The sequence below is a fragment of the Actinomadura rugatobispora genome (genome assembly GCF_042656285.1).
In the GTDB taxonomy this organism is placed as follows: domain Bacteria; phylum Actinomycetota; class Actinomycetes; order Streptosporangiales; family Streptosporangiaceae; genus Spirillospora; species Spirillospora rugatobispora.
On sequence record NZ_JBHSON010000078.1, the window covers coordinates 1 to 20,174 of the forward strand.

Consider the following 20,174-nt stretch of genomic DNA (forward strand, 5'->3'; position numbering starts at 1 on the left):
CGGCGGGGGCGTGGCCCGCGGCCGGATCCGGCCGCGCGGCCTCGCGGCGGGCCAGGCCGCGCCACAGCCGCTCGCGCATCCGGCGCGGCAGCCGGCGCTCCAGGAACCCGAAGGCGCTGTCGCGGTCGCGCAGCCGCACCAGCAGCAGCCCGCCGGGCTTGAGCGCGGCCACGAACCGGTCGAGCACCAGCTCGGCGTGCGGCACCCGCTCGATCAGGAACGGGGCGTGCACGATGTCGTAGGCGCGCGGCGGCATCGGGACGGTGCGCAGGTCGCCCAGGTGCCAGCCGTCCAGGTCGCCGCGGGCGCGGGTGTGGGCGCGCAGCGCGGGGGCGTCGAGGTCGACGCCGGTGGTCTGGTGCTCGCGGCCGCCCAGGTCGAGACCGCGGCCCCAGCCGCAGCCGGCCTCCAGCACGTGGATCCGCTGCAGCGGCCGCTCGCAGGCGTACTGCCGGGCCCGCCCGGAGAACAGGTCGCCCACCTCCAGCGGCGGCGGTCGCAGTTCGCTGGCCTGCGCCGCCACCGCGCGGCGGGGGATTCCCCTGGTCGAGCCGATCATTCGATCCGCTCCCTTCCGGGTGGTACTTGCGGCGTCCTCATCTCGCAGAGTAATCGTCCGACTGCGGACTGTCCGCTATTTGTCCATTCTTGGCTAGCGACGTGTCGCCCCTCGGCCAGGTCTTTCCGGAAACCGCGGCGGAACGGGCGGGGGCCGGGCGGGGTCCGCAAGTGGCCCGTCGGGTGACGGGGGAGCTGCTAACGTACGCCTGATTCAGTAGGTCATCCCTACTTTCTCCGTAGCTGTACGTGGCTCGTCGACCTTCAGTGCTTTCAGGGGGAAACGCATGCAGGGCGTGGTCGGTTACTCGCCGGGCGTCTTCGACCTTTTCCATGTCGGGCACCTGGACCTGCTGCGCCGTGCCGGCGGGGAGTGCGACCGGCTGGTGGCCGGGGTGCTCACCGACGAGCTGGCCGAGGAGCTGCACGGCGCGCGCCCGGTCGTCCCGCTGATCGAGCGGATGGAGATCGTGCGGAACGTGCGGCACGTCGACGAGGTCGTCGTGCTGGCCGAGCCCGGCCTGCGCGCGGCCTGGGAGTCGCTGGGCTTCGACCGGGTGTTCACCGGGTGCCCGGACGGCGTCCCCGCCGAGGTCGCCGAGCGCGGCCTGGCCGGGACCGGCGTGCGGGTCGTGCGCTACGAGGGGCTGGCCGAGACCGGCAGCCCGGTGCTGCGCGGCGCGCTGGGCGGCGCCCGGCAGGGCTCGGGCCCGAGGACGTCGGTCGCGTGAGCGCCCCCGGCCCCGCGCCCGCCCCAGGGCAAACGCCCGCCGCAGCCCCGGCCCCGCCCCGCGGTTTCCGCGAGGCCCTGGCCCGGCTGGCGTCCGCGCAGAAGACCGCCAAGGGCGCCCCCGCCTACTCCCGCTTCGTCAACCGGAAGCTGGGCCGGCTGCTGGCGGCGGTGTCGTACGTCGCCGGGCTGACGCCCAACCTGGTCACCGCGATCAGCGCCGCGTTCACCTTCACCGGCATCGCCCTGATCGCGCTGGTCGACCCCGCGCCCTGGCTGGGCGCCGCGGTCTGCCTGGCGCTGGTCGTCGGGTACGCCTTCGACGCCGCCGACGGCCAGCTGGCCCGGCTGCGCGGCGGCGGCTCCAAGTCCGGCGAGTACCTGGACCACATGGTCGACAGCGCCAAGATCTCCGCGCTGCACCTGGCGGTGCTGATCTCCTGGTACCGGTTCGGCGGCCTGGAGGACCGGGCCGCCTACCTGCTGGTCCCGGTCGGCTTCACCGTGGTGGCCGCGGTGATGTTCTTCGGGATGATCCTCAAGGACCTGCTGGCGCGGGCGCACCGCGCCGCGACCGGCGCCCCCGCGCCGCCCGCCGCCGCCCCGTCCACGGTGCGCTCGCTGCTGGTGATCCCGACCGACTACGGGCTGCTGTGCGTGGCGTTCCTGCTGCTCGGGTTCCCCGAGGTGTTCCGGCCGCTGTACGCGCTGATCTTCCTGGGCAACCTGCTGTTCCTGATGGCCGCCTCGGTGAAGTGGTTCCGCGAGGTCGGGGCGCTGGACGCCGCGCCCGCCGGGTCCCGGGCCGCCTCCGGCCGCTCGCCGGTGCTGCGGTGAGCGCCCCCGCCGACCGCCCCGTCGTCGGGTACGTGCCGGGGGCGTACGACATGTTCCACATCGGCCACCTCAACATCCTGAGGCGGGCCCGGACCGAGTGCGACCACCTGATCGCCGGGGTGGTCACCGACGAGGTGCTGGAGAAGGCCAAGGGACGGCCGCCGATCGTGCCGCTGGCCGAGCGGCTGGAGATCGTCGGCAGCATGGCGTGCGTGGACGAGGTCGTCACCGACGTGTCCAGCGACAAGGTCGTCATGTGGGAGCGGCTGGGCTTCGACGTGCTGTTCAAGGGCGACGACTGGAAGGGCACCGAGAAGGGCGACCGGCTGGAGGCCGATCTCGGTGCCCGCGGCGTGCGGGTGGTCTACTTCCCGTACACGGTGCACACCTCCAGCACCGCCCTGCGCCGCCTCATCACCGGCTCCTGAGCCGCCCCCCGGTCCGGGGGGCTCAGTGGTGGGAGGAGCCGGAGACGTCCAGGTCGCGCGGGGCCAGGACCCACACCAGCACCCCGGCCACCAGCAGCAGCACCCCGCCGGCCAGGCTCGCCCCCTCCAGCGAGGTCGTGAACGCGGCCTGGGCGCGGGCGGCCAGCTCGGCCCCGGCCGTGCCCGCGTGCGCGGCGATCTCCATGGCGTTGCCGATCGACTCCCGGGCCTCCGCCGCGGTGGCGCCGGTCACCCCGCGTTCGGCCAGCCAGGACGCCGGCAGGTCGCCGCGGTAGGCGGCGGCGGCGACGCTGCCCAGGACGGCGACGCCGAGCGCGGCGCCCAGTTCGTAGCTGGTCTCGTCCACGGCGGCGGCGCTGCCCGACTTCTCCGGCGGCGCCCCCACCATGATCACCGCGGAGGCGATCGCGAGCGAGCCCATCCCGGCGCCGACCAGCAGCAGCGCCACCGCGACCGTCGCGTACGACAGCGGCCGCGGCCCGAACGCGATGACCAGGTAGCCGGCGGCGCTGACCACCAGCCCGCCGGACAGCACGGCGCGGGCGCCGATCCGGGCGGCCAGGGCGGGCGCGGCCGGGGACGCGATCACCGCGCCGACCGCCGCGGGGAGCAGCCGGACGCCCGCCTCCAGCGGCCCGTACCCCTCGACCAGCTGCATCCACTGGGCGAGCAGCAGCAGGACGGCCGCCACCGCCAGGCTGGTGCACAGCGCGGCGACCGCGCCGGCGGAGAAGGCCCGCCGCCGGAACAGCCGGATCTCCAGGATCGGGTGCGGGATCCGCAGGCACCACACCACGAAGGCGGGCAGCGCCACGGCGGCGACCAGGGCCGCGACCAGCGCTCCGGGGTCGTCGAACCCCTCCTTGCCGAAGTGCTTGATGGCGTAGACGAGCGCGACCATGCCGGCGATCGACAGGACGGTGCCGACCGCGTCCCAGCGTCCGGGACGGGCGGCGCGCGACTCGGGCAGCAGCCACAGCCCGGCGGCGATCGCGACCACCATGACGGGAACGTTCACCAGGAACGCCGACTGCCAGCTGAAGTGCTCCAGCAGCGCGCCGCCGACGATCGGGCCGATCGCGGAGCCGACGGCCGCGGTCGCCGCCCAGACGCCGAGCGCGGTGGCGCGCTCCCTGGGGTCGGTGAACAGGTGGCGGATCATCGACAGCGTGGACGGCATGATCATCGCGCCGCCGACGCCGAGCAGCGCCCGGACCGCGATGACGTCGCCGGGCCCGTCGGCCAGCAGGACGGCGGCCGAGGCCACCCCGAACACGGCGAATCCGGCGACCAGCATGAGCCGCCGCCCGAAGCGGTCGCCGAGCGCGGCCACCGTGACCAGCAGCCCGGAGACCACCAGCGAGTACACGTCGACGATCCACAGCAGCTGGACGGAGTCCGGCCGCAGGTCGGCCGACAGCGCGGGCAGCGCCACGTTGAGGATCGTGATGTCCATCACGATGAGCAGCAGGCTGGCCGACAGCACGGCCAGCCCGGCCCACCGCCGGGGGTGCCCGGGCGGTGCGCCGGGCGGCGCCGCGGGATCGGCCCGCCCGCCGTCCGCCGAGAGCGCGGCGGGGGCGGGGGCGTGGTCGTGGTCCGAGGGGCGGGTCATGAGGTCGCTTCCGATCCCGGGGCGGCCTGGGGGCCGACGCCGTCGAAGAAGGTCGTGAACAGCAGGCGCTCGATGTCGCGCGGCGCCACGTCCCCGCGGGCCAGGCCGTCGCGCAGCCCGATCAGCAGCCCGAACAGGGCGTCGCTGACCCACCGGGCGGGCAGGTCGGCGCGCAGGACCCCGGCGCGCTGGGCGGCGGCGTAGAGGGCGATCTCGCGTTCCTCCAGCCGCTCGCTCCGCTCCTCCAGCGCGGACACGTCGGCCGCCAGGTACGCGGCCACCAGATGCACGGTCAGCGCGAACCCGTGCTCGTCGATCAAGGGGAGGAAGCCGCGCAGCAGCGCGCGCAGGGACGCGGCCACCCGTGCGGGGTCGCCGGACGCGGCGGCGTCGTCGATCTCCGCCTCGTCCTGCACCCGTTCCCAGCGGTCGAGGGCCCGCTCGGCGATGTGGTGCAGGAGCGTCTCGCGGGTGGCGAAATGGCGGTGGAGGGTCGCCCGGCTGATCCCGATCGCCTTGGCGAGGTCGGCCATGGAGGCCCCCGGGTCCCGGTTCAGGTGCCGGGTCGCGGCGGCGAGGATCGTCTCTTCGTCGGCCATATGCATCAACCATGTTTCTTGTGCGACAAGTTCGTCTCAAACGATACATGACTGTCGCACGGAGGCGCCCGGGACGGCGCCCGGAACCCGCCGTCCGGTGCCCGTCCGGGGCGCGTAGTCTGGTACCGGCACCGGGGTCCGCCGAGATCACCGGTCATTCGGGATGCCGCGCGACGGGCGCGGCGCCCGCCCGGCGGGGAATGGGTTGCGGGCGACGATGACGCTTTCTGGACTTGTTGATCTGGCGTGCTCCGGCCCTGAACTGGAGCGTGCGCTCAAGGAGTGGCGGATCGACCACGACGTGGTCGCGCCGCCGGCGGTGTGGCCGATCATGGCCGCCGCGCTGAGCCGCGCCCTGAAGCGCGGCGGCGAGGGCGGCCGCGACGGCGGCGGCGCGGTGCTGGCGGTGACCGCCACCGGGCGCGAGGCCGAGGACCTGACCTCGGCCCTGACCAGCCTGCTCGACCCCGGCCGGGTCGCGCACTTCCCGGCCTGGGAGACGCTGCCGCACGAGAAGCTGTCGCCGCGCTCCGACACCGTCGGGCAGCGGCTGGCCGTGCTGCGCCGCCTCGTCCACCCCGAGGCGTCCGACGCGTCCGACGCCTCCGGCGGCGACGGCGAGGCGGGGTCGGGCAAGTCGGGGCGGCTGGAGGTCGTGGTCACCCCGATCCGGGCCGTGCTGCAGCCGATCGTGTCCGGCCTGGCCGACCTGGAGCCCGTACGGCTGCGCGGCGGCGAGGACGCCGACCTGGACGACACCGTCCACCGCCTGGTCGAGGCCGGCTACCACCGCGTCGACCTGGTCGAGAAGCGCGGCGAGATCGCGGTGCGCGGCGGCATCCTCGACGTCTTCCCGCCCACCGAGGAGCACCCGCTCCGGGTGGAGTTCTGGGGCGACACGGTCGAGGAGATCCGCTACTTCAAGGCCGCCGACCAGCGGTCGCTGGAGATCGCCCAGGACGGGCTGTGGGCGCCGCCGTGCCGCGAGCTGCCGCTGACCGCCGCGGTGCGCGAGCGCGCCCGCGCGCTGGCCGAGCGGCACCCCTCCCTGGAGGAGATCCTCACCCGCATCGCCGACGGCGACACCGTCGAGGGCATGGAGGCGTTCTCGCCCGTCCTGGCCGAGAGCATGGAACTGCTCACCGACCTGCTCCCGGACGGCTCGGCGCTGCTGGTGTGCGAGCCCGAGCGCATCCGCACCCGCGCGATCGAGCTGGTCCGCACCAGCCAGGAGTTCCTGGAGGCCAGCTGGGTGAACGCCGCCGCGGGCGGCGAGGCCCCGATCGACCTCGGCGCCGCCGCGTTCCGCACGCTGGAGGACGTCCGGCGGCACAGCACCGAGCTGGGCCTGCCCCGCTGGACCGTCACCGCCCTGACGCAGGAGGGGGACGCGCTCAACCTGGGCGTGCAGCCCGCCGAGGCGTACCGGGGCGACACCGCCCGCGTCATGGGCGACCTCAAGCGCTGGATCGGCGAAGGCTGGCGGGTCGCGCTGGTCACGCCCGGCCACGGCCCCGCCGAACGGCTCGTCCAGCTCGTCGGCGAGGGCGGCCTGGGCGCCGCCCTCACCGACCTGGCGCAGCCGCCCCGCCCGGCGCTGGTCAACGTCAGTACCGGGCTGCTGGAGAACGGCTTCACCTGGGAGAGCGTCAAGCTCGCCGTGCTCACCGAGGCCGACCTGTCCGGGCAGAAGTCCTCCACCAAGGACATGCGGCGGATGCCGTCCCGGCGGCGCGGCGGCGTCGACCCGCTGCGGCTGCGCGCGGGCGACTACGTCGTGCACGAGCAGCACGGCGTGGGCCGCTACGTGGAGATGGTCAGCCGCACCGTCCAGGGCGCCACCCGCGAGTACCTGATCCTGGAGTACGCCAAGAGCGACCGGCTGTTCGTGCCCACCGACCAGCTGGAGGAGCTCACCCGCTACGTCGGCGGCGAGGCCCCCAGCCTGCACCGGCTCGGCGGCGCCGACTGGCAGAAGGCCAAGTCCCGGGCGCGCAAGGCGGTCAAGCAGATCGCCGGGGAGCTGATCCGGCTCTACTCGGCCCGGATGGCCAGTCCCGGCCACCCGTTCGCGCCCGACACGCCGTGGCAGCGGGAGCTGGAGGACGCCTTCCCCTACGTGGAGACCCCCGACCAGCTCGCCGCCATCGACGAGGTCAAGGGCGACATGGAGAAGCCCGTCCCGATGGACCGGCTGATCTGCGGCGACGTCGGCTACGGCAAGACCGAGATCGCGGTGCGGGCGGCGTTCAAGGCCGTCCAGGACGGGCGGCAGGTGGCGGTGCTGGTGCCGACCACCCTGCTGGTCCAGCAGCACCTGTCGACCTTCTCCGAGCGGTTCGGCGCCTTCCCCGTCGTGGTGAAGCCGATCTCCCGGTTCCAGACCGACCGGGAGATCGACGAGACGGTGCGCGGGCTGGCCGACGGCGCCGTCGACGTCGTCGTCGGCACGCACCGGATCCTGTCCGCGCAGACCCGCTTCAAGAACCTCGGCCTGGTGGTGATCGACGAGGAGCAGCGCTTCGGCGTCGAGCACAAGGAGGAGCTCAAGCGGCTGCGGACGCAGGTGGACGTGCTGGCGATGTCGGCCACCCCCATCCCGCGGACGCTGGAGATGGGCCTGACCGGCATCCGGGAGATGTCCACGATCCTCACCCCGCCGGAGGAGCGGCACCCGATCCTCACCTTCGTCGGGCCGTACGAGGAGAAGCAGATCGCCGCGGCCATCCGCCGCGAGCTGCTGCGCGAGGGCCAGGTGTTCTTCGTCCACAACCGGGTCCGCTCCATCAACAAGGTCGCCGCCAACCTCAAGCAGCTCGTCCCGGAGGCGCGGATCGCGACCGCGCACGGCCAGATGAACGAGCAGGAGCTCGAGAAGGTCATGGTCGACTTCTGGGAGAAGAACTACGACGTCCTGGTCGCCACCACGATCGTGGAGTCGGGCCTGGACGTGCCCAACGCCAACACGCTGATCGTCGACCGCGCCGACATGTACGGCCTGTCGCAGCTCCACCAGCTGCGCGGCCGGGTCGGCCGGGGCCGCGAGCGCGCCTACGCCTACTTCCTGTACCCGCCCGAGGTGCCGCTGACCGAGACCGCGCACGAGCGGCTCGCGACGCTGGCCCAGCACACCGAGATGGGCGCGGGCATGTACGTGGCGATGAAGGACCTGGAGATCCGCGGCGCCGGGAACATCCTGGGCGCCGAGCAGTCCGGGCACGTCGCCGGGGTCGGGTTCGACCTGTACGTGCGGATGGTCGGCGAGGCGGTGCGGGAGCTCAAGGAGGGCGGCGAGGGCGTCCCCGAGATGCCCGAGACGAAGGTCGAGCTGCCGGTGGACGCGCACCTGCCGCACGAGTACGTCCCCGGGGAGCGCCTCCGCCTGGACGCCTACCGCAGGATCGCCGCGATCACCGCCGAGGACGAGATCGCCGGCGTGCACGAGGAGCTCAAGGACCGCTTCGGCCAGCTCCCGGTGCCCGTGCTCAACCTGCTGGAGGTCGCCCGGTTCCGTGCCAAGGCGCGCCGGGCGGGGCTGACCGAGGTCACCGTCCAGGGCAACTTCATCAAGTTCGCCCCGGTCGACCTGCCCGACTCGCGGCAGGTCCGGCTGCAGCGGCTCTACCCCAAGAGCGTGCTGAAGCAGAACGTGAAGACGCTGTTGGTGCCCGTACCGCGGCGTTCGCAGGGGGGAGGGGCCGCGCCGCTGGGGGGCCGCCCGCTGCGCGACCAGGAGCTGCTGAAATGGGTCACCGACCTGGTCGAGGCCCTGTTCCTCGAACCCAAGCCCGCCTAGGCTGGCGACTCCTTGACGATCAAGGGCTGATGATCGATGACGTGCCGACGAGATGGGATCGACCGTGTCCGGTAGAACGATGAAGGCCGTGGCCGCCGCGGCGGTCGCGGGCGCCGCGCTGACGGGCTGCGGCGGGGGTTCGCTGAAGGTGGGCTCGGCCGCCCTCGTCGACGGCGACCGCATCACCGTCTCCACGCTCAACGAGGCGGTCCGCGACTGGCAGCGCGAGTTCCGCGCCGACACGACCGCCAACCGGATGCGGGCGGATCCGGGCAGCTTCGGCCAGGGCTCGGCCGCCGAGCCACTGTCGGAGACCGACCTGCGCCGGGCCCTCGACTGGATGGTCCGGTTCCGGATCGCCGACGAGGTCTCCCGCCGGCAGAACGTCCCGGTCTCCGAGGGCCGGGTCGACGAGGTCGTGAACAGGCTGAACCAGCTGGGCGGCGCCGCGTCGCGGACCCGTGCCGAGGGGCTGCCCGCCCGCTACACCCGCGACGTGGCCCGGGTGGTGGCCGTCGAGGACGATCTGGCCAGGCGCTTCGGCGCCACCGGCGACCCGCGCAGCCCGCAGACCGCCGCCGCGGTGCAGCAGCTGGAGGGCGTCCTCGTCGAGACCGCCGGGCGGATGAAGATCACGATCAATCCGCGGTTCGGCTCGTTCGACGCCCGCCGGGTCGTGATCAACCCCGCGACCACCGGGCTGTCGGCCCCCGAGTCGGGCATCCGCTGAGCCATGGGCGCCGAGCTGACCCTGCTGGCGACCACCCACCGGGTGGCGCCCGGCCTGCTGACCTGGAAGGCGTGGGAGACGCTGCGCGCGGCGTCCCGGGTGCTGGCCGGGTCCGCCGATCATCCGCTGCTGCCCTACGCGCGGGACGCCGGTGTCACGGTCGAGGTGATCGAACCCGAGGCCCGCGCGCTCGTGGACGCCGCACGCGCCGCCCCGGTCGTGTGGCTCGCCGCGCCCGACGGCGACGAGGCGCTGATGCGGCGGATCGGGGAGATCGCGGTCGCCGAGCCGCTCGGGATCGAGGTGCTGCACGGCTCCTACGACCTGCCCGGGGCCCGGCTGCTCGACCTGGTGTCGGTGATGGACACGCTGCGCCGCGAGTGTCCCTGGGACCGCGAGCAGACCCACGCCTCCCTCGTCCGCTACCTGCTGGAGGAGGCCTACGAGGTCGCCGAGACCGTCGAGGAGGGCGACTACGGCGCGCTGCGCGAGGAGCTCGGCGACGTGCTGATGCAGGTGGCCTTCCACGCGGTGGTGGCCTCCGAGCGGACCGGCGAGACCGCGTTCACCATCGACGACGTGGCGGCCGGGATCGTCGACAAGCTGGTCCGGCGGCATCCGCACGTGTTCGCGGACGTGACCGTCTCCGGCGCCGACGAGGTCAACGCCAACTGGGAGGAGATCAAGGCGGCCGAGCGGGCGGCCAAGGCGGAGGCGGGCGGCGGCGAGGCGGTGCCCTCGGCGCTGGACGGCGTGCCGATGGGGCAGCCCGCGCTGTCGCTGGCCGCCCAGCTCCAGCGGCGGGCCGGCCGCGAGGGCGCTCCGGACGATCTCGCACCCGCCGGGAACGCCGTAGGGGAAAGGCTTTTCGCGCTGGTCAAGGAAGCGCGGGAGCAGGGTCTGGACCCCGAGGCGGAATTGCGAGCGATCTCCCGGGTATTCCGTGATCGTGTTCAATCCTGGGAAAGGGAGCAGAACGCCGGATAAGCCGGGAGGCATCCGAAAGATCGCCGTATGGGTGGTCCGTCGGGTAAGGCCCGTCTACGCTGAGCGCGTGCTGGCTGAGGCTCGCGACCGCGCCGAGGACGGAGACGTCCACGAGAAGGGCCTGTGGCGCCCGGCCGAGTCCGGGCCGCCCGGCCGCGGCGACCGGGCCCGCGCCATCCGCGGCCTGGGCGGCTTCGGCGTCCTGGCCGGCGTGCTGGTCGCCCTGATCGCGCTGCCGACCGCGTGCCTGACCGGCGTCGGCGCCCGGGACGCGGCCAACTGGTTCCAGACCGACCCCGACGACCTCGACACCGCCGGGGTGCCGCAGCGCTCGCGGATCCTGGCCGCCGACGGCACGGTCATCGCCACGTTCTTCTACGAGAACCGGGTGGACGTGCGGCTGGACCAGGTCGCCCCGGTGCTCCGCCGCGCCGTCCTGGCGATCGAGGACAGCCGGTTCTACGAGCACGGCGCCCTCGACTCCCAGGGCACGCTGCGCGCCCTGGTCAGCAACCTCGGCTCCGGCGAGGTCACCCAGGGCGGCTCGGGCCTCACCCAGCAGTACGTCAAGAACCTGCTGTTCACCACGGCCGAGTCCGAGGAGGAGCAGCTGGCGGCCAAGGAGGTCTCGGCCGCCCGCAAGGTGCGCGAGCTGCGGTACGCGGCCGCGATGGAGCGCCGCTTCAGCAAGGACGAGATCTTCGCCCGCTACCTCAACATCGCCTACTTCGGCGGCGGCGCGTACGGCATCGAGTCCGCCTCCCGGCACTTCTTCTCCAAACCCGCCGCCCGGCTGACGCTGCCCGAGGCGGCGCTGCTGGCCGGGGTGATCCGCTACCCCTACGCCTACGACCCGGTGCGCCGCCCCGGCGCGGCCAAGGAGCGCCGCGACGTGGTGATCAACCGGATGGCCGAGCTCGGCTGGATCACCCGCCCCGAGGCCGACGCCGCGCTCCGCCGCCCGCTGGGGCTGCGGATCCACACCACCCGCAGCGGCTGCGTCACCAGCTCGGCGCCGTTCTTCTGCGACTACGTCCAGCGCGAGATCCTCACCAACCCCGCGTTCGGCGCCACCGCCAAGGAGCGCGAGAAGCTGCTGAAACGCGGCGGCCTCACCATCCGCACCACCCTCGACCGGCAGACCCAGAAGGCCGCGCAGCGCGCCGTCGACCGGCACGTGCCGCACAAGAACTCCGCCGGCAAGGCCGCCGCCGAGGCGCTGGTCGAACCCGGCACCGGCGAGATCAAGGGCCTGGTCGTGGACCGCAGGCTCGGCCCGGACGCCGAGCGGGGCAAGACCTGGATCAACTTCGCCGCCGACGCCAGCCACGGCTCCAGCATCGGCATGCAGGCCGGGTCGACGTTCAAGGCGTTCACGCTGGCCGCCGCGCTCGAGGAGGACATGCCGTTCGGCACCCGGCTGATGGCGCCGCGCGCCTTCACCCCGACCGGCTTCCGGGACTGCGCGGGCCGTTCCGTCAACAGCAGCGGCGCGCTGCGCAACTCCGCCGACGGCGAGGGCGGCAAGAGCTTCAGCCTCGTCACCGGCACCCACCACTCGGTGAACACCTTCTTCCTCGCCCTGGAACGCGAGGTCGGCCTCTGCGACACCGTCAAGATGGCCGAACGGCTCGGCATGCGGCAGGCCGACGGCAAGCGGATGGGGCAGTACCCGTCGTTCACGCTCGGGGCCGCGCAGGTGTCGCCGCTGCGGCTGGCCGCCGCGTACGCCGCGTTCGGCGCCCGCGGCCGCTACTGCGAGCCGGTCGCGATCAAGCAGATCACCGACGCCGCCGGGAAGCGCCTCAAGGTACCCGGCGCCCGCTGCCGGCAGGTCATGGACCGGGGCGTGGCCGACGCCGTCAACCACGTGCTGCGCGGCGTCCTCACCAAGGGCACCGCCCGCGGGATGGGCCTGGGCCGTCCCGCCGCCGGCAAGACCGGCACGGTCGACGACTTCTCCGCCGCCTGGTTCGCCGGCTACACGCCCGACCTGGCCGCGGCCGTGTGGGTCGGCGACCCGCGCGGCGGCTACCGGTACCCGATGACCGGCCTGTGCATGGACGGCCGCTGCTACGGCTCGGTGTTCGGCGCCACCATCCCCGCGCCGATCTGGCAGGACAGCATGACGGGCGCGCTGGCCGGACGCCCCGCGTCCTCCTTCAACCGGCCGCCCTCGCACTACTTCAGCAAGGGCAGCGGAGAGGACCGCGTCAAGCTGCCCGACGTCCGCGGCATGAAGGTGGACGAGGCCGTCGCCAAGCTCCGCGCCGCCGGGTTCCGGGCACGGATCGGCGGAAGCGTCGAGTCCGACGAGTACCCGGAGGGGACCGTCGCCGAGATGTCCCCGGAGCCGGGCCAGGTCGAGCCGGGCGGGACCGTCACGCTGCGTCCCAGCAAGGGCGGCGGGGAGCCCGAGGAGCCCGCCGGGCCCGACGACCCCGCGGCCCCGCCCGTCACGCCGCAGCCTGTACCGCCCATAACCCCAGGTCCGCGGCCCGGGGAATGACCGGCGCGATTGTGTGACAAGTCCATCGGCAGGGTAGATCCTCCGGCGGTACGGGCCGTCGGGGGACCCGTCCGGGGGATCGGGGAACAACGTCATGCGTGCCGTCGCCATTTCAGAACTCGGCGCCACACCGGTGCCGACGAACCTGCCGGTGCCGGAACCGGGGCCGGGGGAGGCGCTGGTCAGGGTGATCGCCGCCGGACTCAACCCGATGGACTGGAAGATCGCCGACGGGCTCCTCAAGGACTCGGTGCCCTACCACTTCCCGCTGATCCTGGGCCAGGACGGCGCGGGCGTCGTCGACGCCGTCGGCGAGGACGCCGCGTTCCCGGTGGGCGAGCAGGTCTTCGGCCGCTTCTTCGGCGTCCCGCGCGGCCTGGGCACCTACGCCGAGTACACGATCGCCGCCCCCGACGACGCCGTGCTGCCGATGCCCGAGGGCATGCTCTACACGCAGGCCGCCACCCTCCCGACCCCGGGGATGACCGCCGTGGCGATCGCCGACGCCGCGGAGGTGGAGGCCGGCCGGACGGTCCTGGTCGTCGGCGCCACCGGCGGCGTGGGCCAGCCGGTGGTGCGGCTGGCGTCCCGGCGCGGCGCCACGGTGATCGCCACCGCCCGTCCCGACATGGCCGGGCGGATGCGCGAGCTGGGCGCGGCCGAGACCGTCGACCACGGCGAGGACGAGCTCAACGACCAGATCCGCGAGCACCGCCCCGACGGCGTGGACGTGATCATCGACCTGGTCAGCGACCGGGCGGCCGCCGAGCGCCTGGCCGCCCTGCTGCGTCCCGGCGGCGTGTACGCCAGCACCACGTGGGCGCTGAACCCCGACGCCCTGGAGGCCCAGGACATCCGCGGCGTCAACATCGACTACACCCCCACCCCGGACCTCCTGCGCCGCGTCGTCGAGCTGGCCGCCGAGGGCGATCTGGAGATCGGCGTGGAGGAGGAGATCCCCCTGGAGGAGGCACCCGCCGCGATCGCGCGCAGCCGCGCCGGCGGTGCCCGCGGCAAGACGGTGATCCGTCCCTAGAGCGGAGGCGACCCCATGAGCGACGACGAGAAGCGGAAGCGCGTCCGCGACATCGAGCAGACCCTGAACACGCTCCGAGGCGAACTGGGGGAGCCCTCCGACGACCCCAGGGACTACGGCGACGCGGGCCAGGACCTGGTCCAGCGGGAAGAACACGCCGCCCAGATAGAAGCCCTCGAAACCGAGCGCGACCGCCTCCTCGAAGAACTGAACGACTGACCCCTACACAGCGGGGAGTCTCAGCACGAAGCGGGCGCCGGGTCTGCCGTCGGGGCGGTCGGTGAGGGTGAGGGTGCCGCCGTGGGCGACGGCGATGTCGCGGGCGATGGCGAGGCCGAGGCCGGTGCCGCCGGCGTCGCGGTGGCGGCCCTCGGCGAGGCGGGTGAAGCGTTCGAAGACGCGTTCGCGGTCGGCGGGGGCGACGCCGGGCCCGTCGTCGTAGACCTCGATGACGGCGGTGCGGGCGGAGCCGAGGGCGCCCGCGCCGTCGTGCGGTTCGACGCCGAGGGTGACGGTCACCTCGGAGGCGGCGTGCCGGTCGGCGTTGTCGAGCAGGTTGGTCACCAGCCGGGCGAGTTCGGAGCGGCCGCCCTGGACGATCACCGGGTCGCCGCCGCTGACCGTGAACCGGGAGCGCCGGGGCCGGTTGAGCACCTCCTGGTCGGCCAGCGCCTGCAGGTCGACGCGTTCCTTGGCGATGTTGGGGTCGGCCTCCAGCCGGGCGATGGCCAGCAGGTCGTCCAGGACGGCGTGCAGCCGTTCGGCGTTGACCAGGACGGCCTCCAGGGTCTCGTACGCGTCGGACTCCTCCGGGTCCGACAGCGCCAGTTCGAGTTCCATCCGCAGCCCGGTGAGGGGGCTGCGGAGCTCGTGGGAGACGTCGGAGACGAAGCCGCGCAGCCGGGCGACGGCGCCTTCCAGCCGGTCCAGGGTGGCGTTGACGCTCTCGGCGAGCCGGGCGATCTCGTCGCTGCGGTCGGGGACGGGGACGCGGCGTTCGAGGTCGGTGGCGGTGATCTCGTCGAGTTCGGCGCGGATGTCCTCGACGGGGCGCAGCACGCGTCCCGCGGCGTGCCAGGTGAGGTAGCCGACGACCGAGGCGAGGCCGGGGACGATGACCAGTCCGGCCAGTGCGACGTCGACGCGCGGGACGATGCCGGGTTCGGGGGCCAGGGAGTAGACGAGCCGCTGGGCGGGGCCCTCTCCGACGCGGTAGACGACCACGACGAAGCAGCGTCCTCCGGGGGCGTCGATCTCGCAGCTGCGCCCTTCGCGGTAGTTGAGCATGGGCGGGGGCGGCGCGAAGTTGACCGGGGGGTAGCCCGCGATGCCGTGGGTGGACGCGACGATGGCGCCTCTGCCGTCGACCACCTGGATGAGGCCCTCGGAGACCAGCCGGGGGACGATCCGGTTCGCGCGGCTGAGGGCGGCGATCTGGCGGGCGGATCTGGACAGGTCCGATTTCAGGTCGTTGATGTGGGCCTGGTGGACCAGGGCGAGCGCGGCGATGTAGAGGCCGAGGGCGAGGATGCCGGTGACGAGGGCGGCCCAGGCCGTGACGCGGACCCGGATGGCCGGGTCGAGCAGGACCCCGCGGCGCGTCCACGGGATCCGGGTCGATGCGGGGTCGCGCGCCTTCACCGGAAGGAGGTTCCCCGTAGAAGGTAAAAGTGAGCCCGGCCGATGGCCAACAGGGTGTCTGCGGCGATCGGCCGGGCTCGGTGGCCGGCCCCGGTCAGGGGCGTGGTGCGGGCGGTGCTCCCGTCCGCGCGGGCCCTCAGGCGGAGGGGGCGGCGGCCTTGTCGGTGTCGGGCGGGGTCTGCCCTTCGGTGACGGCGGGCTCGCCGGCCGGCGGCTCCAGGTCCCGCTCGGCCAGGTGCTGGCGGATGGAGTAGGCCAGCGCGGCGGCCCAGACGGCGTAGATGACCACGTAGAAGGCGTACCGGACGCCGTCGGGCGCGTCGATCCAGTCGCTGCGCAGCAGGGTGCGGCTGTTGGTGAGGATGATGAGGCCGCCGACGGCGCTGCCCAGGACGCGCGGGGGCACGTGCCGCACCAGCCAGGCGGCGATGGGGGCGGCGATGACGCCGCCGATGAGGAGGGCGGCGACCCAGGTGAAGTCGATGTCCTCGGAGCCGATGCCGATGATGAACCCGACGCTGGCGGCGACGGCGATGAGGAACTCGCTGGTGTCGATGGAGCCGATGGTCTTGCGGGGCTCCAGGCGGCCGCTGGCCAGGATGGCGGGGGTGCCGACGGGGCCCCAGCCGCCGCCTCCGGTGGAGTCGACGAACCCGGCGACCAGGCCGAGCGGGCCGAGGAACCGCTTGCGCAGCGGCTTGCCGAGCTGGTCGCGGCGCAGGCCCCGGAGGGTGAAGCGGACCAGGACGTAGAGGCCGAGGGTCAGCAGGATGATCGCCATGACCGGTTCGGCGGTCTCGGTGGAGAGCCCGGAGAGGAAGGTGGCGCCGGCGAACGCGCCCACGGCTCCGGGGATGCCGATCTTGGCGACGACCTTCCAGTCGACGTTGCCGAACCGCCAGTGCGAGGCGCCCGAGACCAGCGTGGTCCCGATCTCGGCCAGGTGGACGGTGGCCGAGGCGGCGGCCGGGTTGGTGCCGATGGCCAGCAGCAGCGTGGTCGACGTGACCCCGTAGGCCATGCCGAGGCTGCCGTCGACGAGTTGGGCGCCCAGGCCGACCAGGGCTAGCAGGACGAGTTTGCGCACAGGTTCACCACCAGGGAGGTGCAGGGGGGGAGGGCGGCGTCAGGGGAACGCCGGTCTTGATCTATTTCCTACTATTTTAGTTTGGTTGGTTTTCATAGTAGACAAGCCCTGGATTGCCACGTCAAGTGGGCGGTCGTCCGACTTCGGCCTCCGCATCGGTTCCGGGGGGTCCCCTTATGGGGCGGTTCCGGGGGAACGGGCGTGCCAGTTGGGTGACCGGGGCGCGGCGCGGATAGGCTCGTGTGCCGTACGCCCGCGGCCGGCGCCCATGTCGGCGGCGGCGGCGTGCCGCCGGAAACGCACCAGCCGAACGGACCAACAGGGAGATGCCCGTGTCGTCGATCGAGGCCGTCCTCGCCCGGGAGATCCTGGACTCTCGCGGCAACCCGACCGTCGAGGTCGAGGTGCTGCTCGCCGACGGGACCGAGGCGCACGCCGCCGTCCCCAGCGGCGCCTCCACCGGCCAGTTCGAGGCCGTCGAGCTGCGCGACGGCGACGAGCGCTACGGCGGCAAGGGCGTGCGGAAGGCGGTCAAGGCCGTCAACGACACCATCGACGAGCGCCTGGTCGGCTACCCGGCCGACGAGCAGCGCCTGATCGACCAGCTGCTGCTCGACCTCGACGGCACCCCCGGCAAGTCCGAGCTGGGCGCCAACGCCATCCTCGGCGTCAGCCTGGCGGTGGCCAAGGCCGCGGCCGAGTCGGCCGGGCTGCCGCTGTTCCGGTACGTGGGCGGCCCCAACGCCCACCTGCTGCCGGTCCCGATGATGAACATCCTCAACGGCGGGGCGCACGCCGACAGCAACGTCGACATCCAGGAGTTCATGATCGCCCCGATCGGGGCGCCGACGTTCTCCGAGGCGGTCCGCTGGGGCGCCGAGACCTACCACGCGCTCAAGTCCGTCCTGAAGGGCAAGGGGCTGAGCACCGGCCTGGGCGACGAGGGCGGCTTCGCCCCCGACCTGCCCAGCAACCGGGAGGCGCTCGACCTCATCCTGGAGGCCGTCCGCAAGGCCGGGTTCACCCCGGGCCGCGACATCGTGCTCGCCCTGGACGTGGCGGCCACCGAGTTCCACTCCGGCGGCGCCTACGAGTTCGAGGGCGCCAAGCGCTCCGCCGAGGAGATGGCGACCTACTACGCCGAGCTGCTGGACGGCTACCCGCTGGTGTCCATCGAGGACCCGCTCGACGAGGAGGACTGGGACGGCTGGAAGGCGCTGACCGACGCCGTCGGCTCCCGCGTCCAGCTGGTCGGCGACGACCTGTTCGTCACCAACCCCGAGCGGCTGGCCCGCGGCATCGACTCCGGCACCGCCAACGCGCTGCTGGTCAAGGTCAACCAGATCGGCACCCTCACCGAGACCCTGGACGCGGTCACCCTGGCGCAGACCAGCGGCTACCGCTGCATGATGAGCCACCGGTCCGGCGAGACCGAGGACACCACCATCGCCGACCTGGCCGTCGCCACCAACTGCGGCCAGATCAAGACCGGCGCCCCCGCCCGCAGCGACCGGGTCGCCAAGTACAACCAGCTGCTGCGCATCGAGGAACTGCTCGGCGACGCGGCCCGCTACGCCGGCGCCGGCGCGTTCCCGCGCTTCGACCGGCAGGGCTGATCCGCCTTGGCGCGGGGCGGCGACGAGCGGGACGGCTCCGGGGGGACGACCCCCCGGGGCTCCCGGCAACCGCGGACCAACCCGGCGCTGACCAGCCGCGCCGCGATCCTGGCCGTGGTGGTCTGCGCGATCGCGCTGAGCCTGGCCTACCCGGTGCGCGAGTACGTGGCGCAGCGCCAGCAGATCGCCGAGCTCAAGCACAAGGAGCGCGTGGCGCGCGGGCAGGTGGAGGAACTCGCCCAACACAAGCGGCGGTTGGGGGAGGAGTCGTACATTAAGCGTGAGGCGACACGAAGGCTCCACTACTGCGAGCCGGGAGTGAAGTGCTACATCGTTCTGGACGGCGGCGGTGGCGACGGGCAGCAGCCGCGCAGCGGCGGCCCGCGGGAGAAGCCGCCCTGGTACGAGACGCTCTGGCGGTCGGTGGAGGCCGCGGACCGGCCCCGCTGACCCCGCACCGGGCGGCGGGCGGCCGGCAAGCACACGATCACGCACGGGTGGGGACCAACGGATTCAGATGATCGACGAACGTGACGAGGCCGCGGTCGCGGCGCAGCTGGGCCGTCCGCCGCGCGGGCTGCGGCGGGTGGCGCACCGCTGCCCGTGCGGCGCGCCGGCCGTGATCGAGACGGCGCCGCGGCTGCCCGGCGGCACGCCGTTCCCCACGCTCTTCTACCTCACCTGCCCCAGGGCCAACTCGGCCATCGGCACGCTGGAGGGCTCGGGCGCGATGCGGGAGATGCAGGAGCGGCTGGCCGCCGACCCGAAGCTGCGCGCCGCCTACACCGCCGCGCACGAGGACTACCTGCGCCGCCGCGACGAGGCGGCGCGCGAGGAGGACGTGGAGCCGCTGCCGCCGGGCACGCAGAGCGCGGGCGGCATGCCGGAGCGCGTCAAGTGCCTGCACGCCCTGGTCGCGCACGAGCTCGCGGTCCCGGGCGCCAACCCGTTCGGCCGCGAGGCCCTGGACGCGCTGCCCGAGTGGTGGCGCTCGAGCCCCTGCGCCGGCCCCGACCGGCATCCGACCGACGCCGCCACCGAGGAGGCTCGATGACGCGCGTCGCCGCCGTCGACTGCGGGACCAACTCCGTCCGCCTGCTGATCGCCGATGTCGTCACCTCCGACGACGGCGGGACGCTGACCGACGTGGAACGCCTGATGGAGATCGTCCGGCTGGGCGAGGGCGTCGACGAGACGGGACGGCTGGCGCCCGCGGCGCTGGAGCGCACCTTCGCCGCGATGCGCGGCTACGCCGCCCTGATCGACCGGCACGGCGCCGAGAAGACCCGGGTGGTGGCGACCAGCGCGACCCGGGACGCCGCCAACCGGGCCGACTTCGTGGCCGGCGTGGTGGACATCTTCGGCGTGGTGCCCGAGGTGATCACCGGTGCCGAGGAGGCCGCGCTGTCGTTCGCGGGCGCCACCCGGGAGCTGGCCGCGCTGCGTCCCGCCCGCCCCTACCTGGTCGTCGACATCGGGGGCGGCTCCACCGAGTTCGTGCTGGGCAGCTCCGAGGTGCAGGCCGCGCTGTCGGTGGACATCGGGTGCGTCCGGCTGACCGAGCGGCACCTGCGGGACGGCGACCCGCCGTCCCCGGAGCAGATCACCTCCGCGGTGGCCGACATCGAGAGCGCGCTGGAGCGGGTCCGCGAGGCCGTCCCGGTGGACGAGGCCCGCACCCTGGTGGGCCTGGCCGGCTCGGTGACCACGGTCGCCGGGATCGCCCTCGGCCTGCCCGAGTACGACTCGGAGCGCATCCACCTGTCCCGCATCACCGCCGCCCAGGTGCACGAGGTGACCCGCGACCTGCTGCACGCGACCCGCGCCGAGCGGGCCGCGATCGGCGTCATGCACCCCGGCCGGGTCGACGTGATCGGCACCGGCGCGCTCATCCTGGACCGGATCATGCGCGAGTACGGGTTCGGCGCGGTGGTGGTCAGCGAGCACGACATCCTGGACGGCATCGCCTGGTCCCTGGCCTGAG

At 73.6% G+C, this 20,174-nt stretch carries 18 protein-coding genes; 13 read left to right on the top strand and 5 right to left on the bottom strand.

Annotation, left to right across the window (positions count from 1 at the left end; all coding sequences use genetic code 11):
• Positions 1 to 559, bottom strand: a 559-nt coding sequence (locus ACFPZN_RS40560) for a class I SAM-dependent methyltransferase (RefSeq protein ID WP_378287899.1), incomplete at its 3' end; no start/stop codon positions are given.
• Positions 560 to 845: 286 nt separating this feature from the next.
• Between ACFPZN_RS40560 and ACFPZN_RS40565 the strand changes: the two genes are divergently transcribed.
• From ACFPZN_RS40565 to ACFPZN_RS40575, 3 genes are read left to right on the top strand one after another with little or no spacing between them, the layout of a single operon-like run.
• Positions 846 to 1,289, top strand: coding sequence for an FAD synthase family protein (locus ACFPZN_RS40565; protein ID WP_378287900.1), 444 nt, complete (start codon positions 846 to 848; stop codon positions 1,287 to 1,289).
• Positions 1,286 to 2,125: a CDP-alcohol phosphatidyltransferase family protein gene (locus ACFPZN_RS40570; protein WP_378287901.1), complete on the top strand. Its 840-nt coding sequence runs from the start codon at positions 1,286 to 1,288 to the stop codon at positions 2,123 to 2,125. Before ACFPZN_RS40565 ends, ACFPZN_RS40570 begins: the two co-directional genes overlap by 4 nt.
• A complete protein-coding gene (locus tag ACFPZN_RS40575) occupies positions 2,122 to 2,553 on the top strand; it encodes an FAD synthase family protein (RefSeq protein ID WP_378287902.1) in 432 nt (143 codons plus the stop codon). Before ACFPZN_RS40570 ends, ACFPZN_RS40575 begins: the two co-directional genes overlap by 4 nt.
• A 22-nt stretch (positions 2,554 to 2,575) precedes the next feature.
• Here the strand turns inward: ACFPZN_RS40575 and ACFPZN_RS40580 are convergent, their stop codons facing one another.
• Together ACFPZN_RS40580 and ACFPZN_RS40585 are read right to left on the bottom strand one after the other, a co-directional pair.
• On the bottom strand, positions 2,576 to 4,189 hold the full coding sequence (locus tag ACFPZN_RS40580; protein ID WP_378287903.1) for an MFS transporter: 1,614 nt from the start codon (positions 4,187 to 4,189) through the stop codon (positions 2,576 to 2,578).
• Positions 4,186 to 4,788 (bottom strand): TetR/AcrR family transcriptional regulator, encoded by a 603-nt coding sequence (locus ACFPZN_RS40585; RefSeq protein WP_378287904.1) that lies wholly within the window; start codon positions 4,786 to 4,788, stop codon positions 4,186 to 4,188. Before ACFPZN_RS40585 ends, ACFPZN_RS40580 begins: the two co-directional genes overlap by 4 nt.
• 217 nt (positions 4,789 to 5,005) lie before the next feature.
• Here ACFPZN_RS40585 and mfd point away from each other — a divergent pair, with 217 nt between their 5' ends.
• From mfd to ACFPZN_RS40615, 6 genes are all read left to right on the top strand, one after another.
• The gene (gene mfd / locus ACFPZN_RS40590; protein WP_378287905.1) at positions 5,006 to 8,584 is read left to right on the top strand and encodes a transcription-repair coupling factor; all 3,579 of its coding nucleotides are present in this window, start codon (positions 5,006 to 5,008) and stop codon (positions 8,582 to 8,584) included.
• Positions 8,585 to 8,648: 64 nt separating this feature from the next.
• Positions 8,649 to 9,314, top strand: coding sequence for a hypothetical protein (locus ACFPZN_RS40595; protein WP_378287906.1), 666 nt, complete (start codon positions 8,649 to 8,651; stop codon positions 9,312 to 9,314).
• A gap of 3 nt (positions 9,315 to 9,317) precedes the next feature.
• Positions 9,318 to 10,301, top strand: a complete 984-nt coding sequence (locus ACFPZN_RS40600; protein ID WP_378287907.1) for a nucleoside triphosphate pyrophosphohydrolase — start codon at positions 9,318 to 9,320, stop codon at positions 10,299 to 10,301.
• A gap of 67 nt (positions 10,302 to 10,368) precedes the next feature.
• Entirely contained in the window at positions 10,369 to 12,810 is a 2,442-nt protein-coding gene (locus ACFPZN_RS40605; protein WP_378287908.1) for a penicillin-binding protein, read from the top strand.
• A 94-nt stretch (positions 12,811 to 12,904) separates the two neighbouring features.
• Positions 12,905 to 13,846 carry an NADP-dependent oxidoreductase gene (locus ACFPZN_RS40610; protein ID WP_378287909.1) on the top strand — a complete coding sequence of 314 codons (942 nt, stop codon included), beginning with the start codon at positions 12,905 to 12,907 and terminating at the stop codon, positions 13,844 to 13,846.
• A 15-nt stretch (positions 13,847 to 13,861) separates the two neighbouring features.
• The gene (locus tag ACFPZN_RS40615; RefSeq protein WP_378287910.1) at positions 13,862 to 14,065 is read left to right on the top strand and encodes a hypothetical protein; all 204 of its coding nucleotides are present in this window, start codon (positions 13,862 to 13,864) and stop codon (positions 14,063 to 14,065) included.
• Between the two features lie 3 nt (positions 14,066 to 14,068).
• Here the strand turns inward: ACFPZN_RS40615 and ACFPZN_RS40620 are convergent, their stop codons facing one another.
• Positions 14,069 to 15,487 carry a sensor histidine kinase gene (locus ACFPZN_RS40620; protein ID WP_378287911.1) on the bottom strand — a complete coding sequence of 473 codons (1,419 nt, stop codon included), beginning with the start codon at positions 15,485 to 15,487 and terminating at the stop codon, positions 14,069 to 14,071.
• Between the two features lie 136 nt (positions 15,488 to 15,623).
• On the bottom strand, positions 15,624 to 16,574 hold the full coding sequence (locus ACFPZN_RS40625; protein ID WP_378287912.1) for a sulfite exporter TauE/SafE family protein: 951 nt from the start codon (positions 16,572 to 16,574) through the stop codon (positions 15,624 to 15,626).
• 332 nt (positions 16,575 to 16,906) lie between these two features.
• On the opposite strand from ACFPZN_RS40625, the gene eno reads away from it, so the two are divergent.
• From eno to ACFPZN_RS40645, 4 genes are all read left to right on the top strand, one after another.
• Entirely contained in the window at positions 16,907 to 18,190 is a 1,284-nt protein-coding gene (gene eno, locus ACFPZN_RS40630; protein WP_378287913.1) for a phosphopyruvate hydratase, read from the top strand.
• A gap of 6 nt (positions 18,191 to 18,196) precedes the next feature.
• Entirely contained in the window at positions 18,197 to 18,640 is a 444-nt protein-coding gene (locus ACFPZN_RS40635) for an FtsB family cell division protein (RefSeq protein WP_378287914.1), read from the top strand.
• 67 nt (positions 18,641 to 18,707) lie between these two features.
• Entirely contained in the window at positions 18,708 to 19,244 is a 537-nt protein-coding gene (locus tag ACFPZN_RS40640; protein WP_378287915.1) for a DUF501 domain-containing protein, read from the top strand.
• Positions 19,241 to 20,173, top strand: coding sequence for a Ppx/GppA phosphatase family protein (locus ACFPZN_RS40645; RefSeq protein WP_378287916.1), 933 nt, complete (start codon positions 19,241 to 19,243; stop codon positions 20,171 to 20,173). Before ACFPZN_RS40640 ends, ACFPZN_RS40645 begins: the two co-directional genes overlap by 4 nt.
• The last annotated feature ends 1 nt before the right edge of the window (position 20,174 follow it).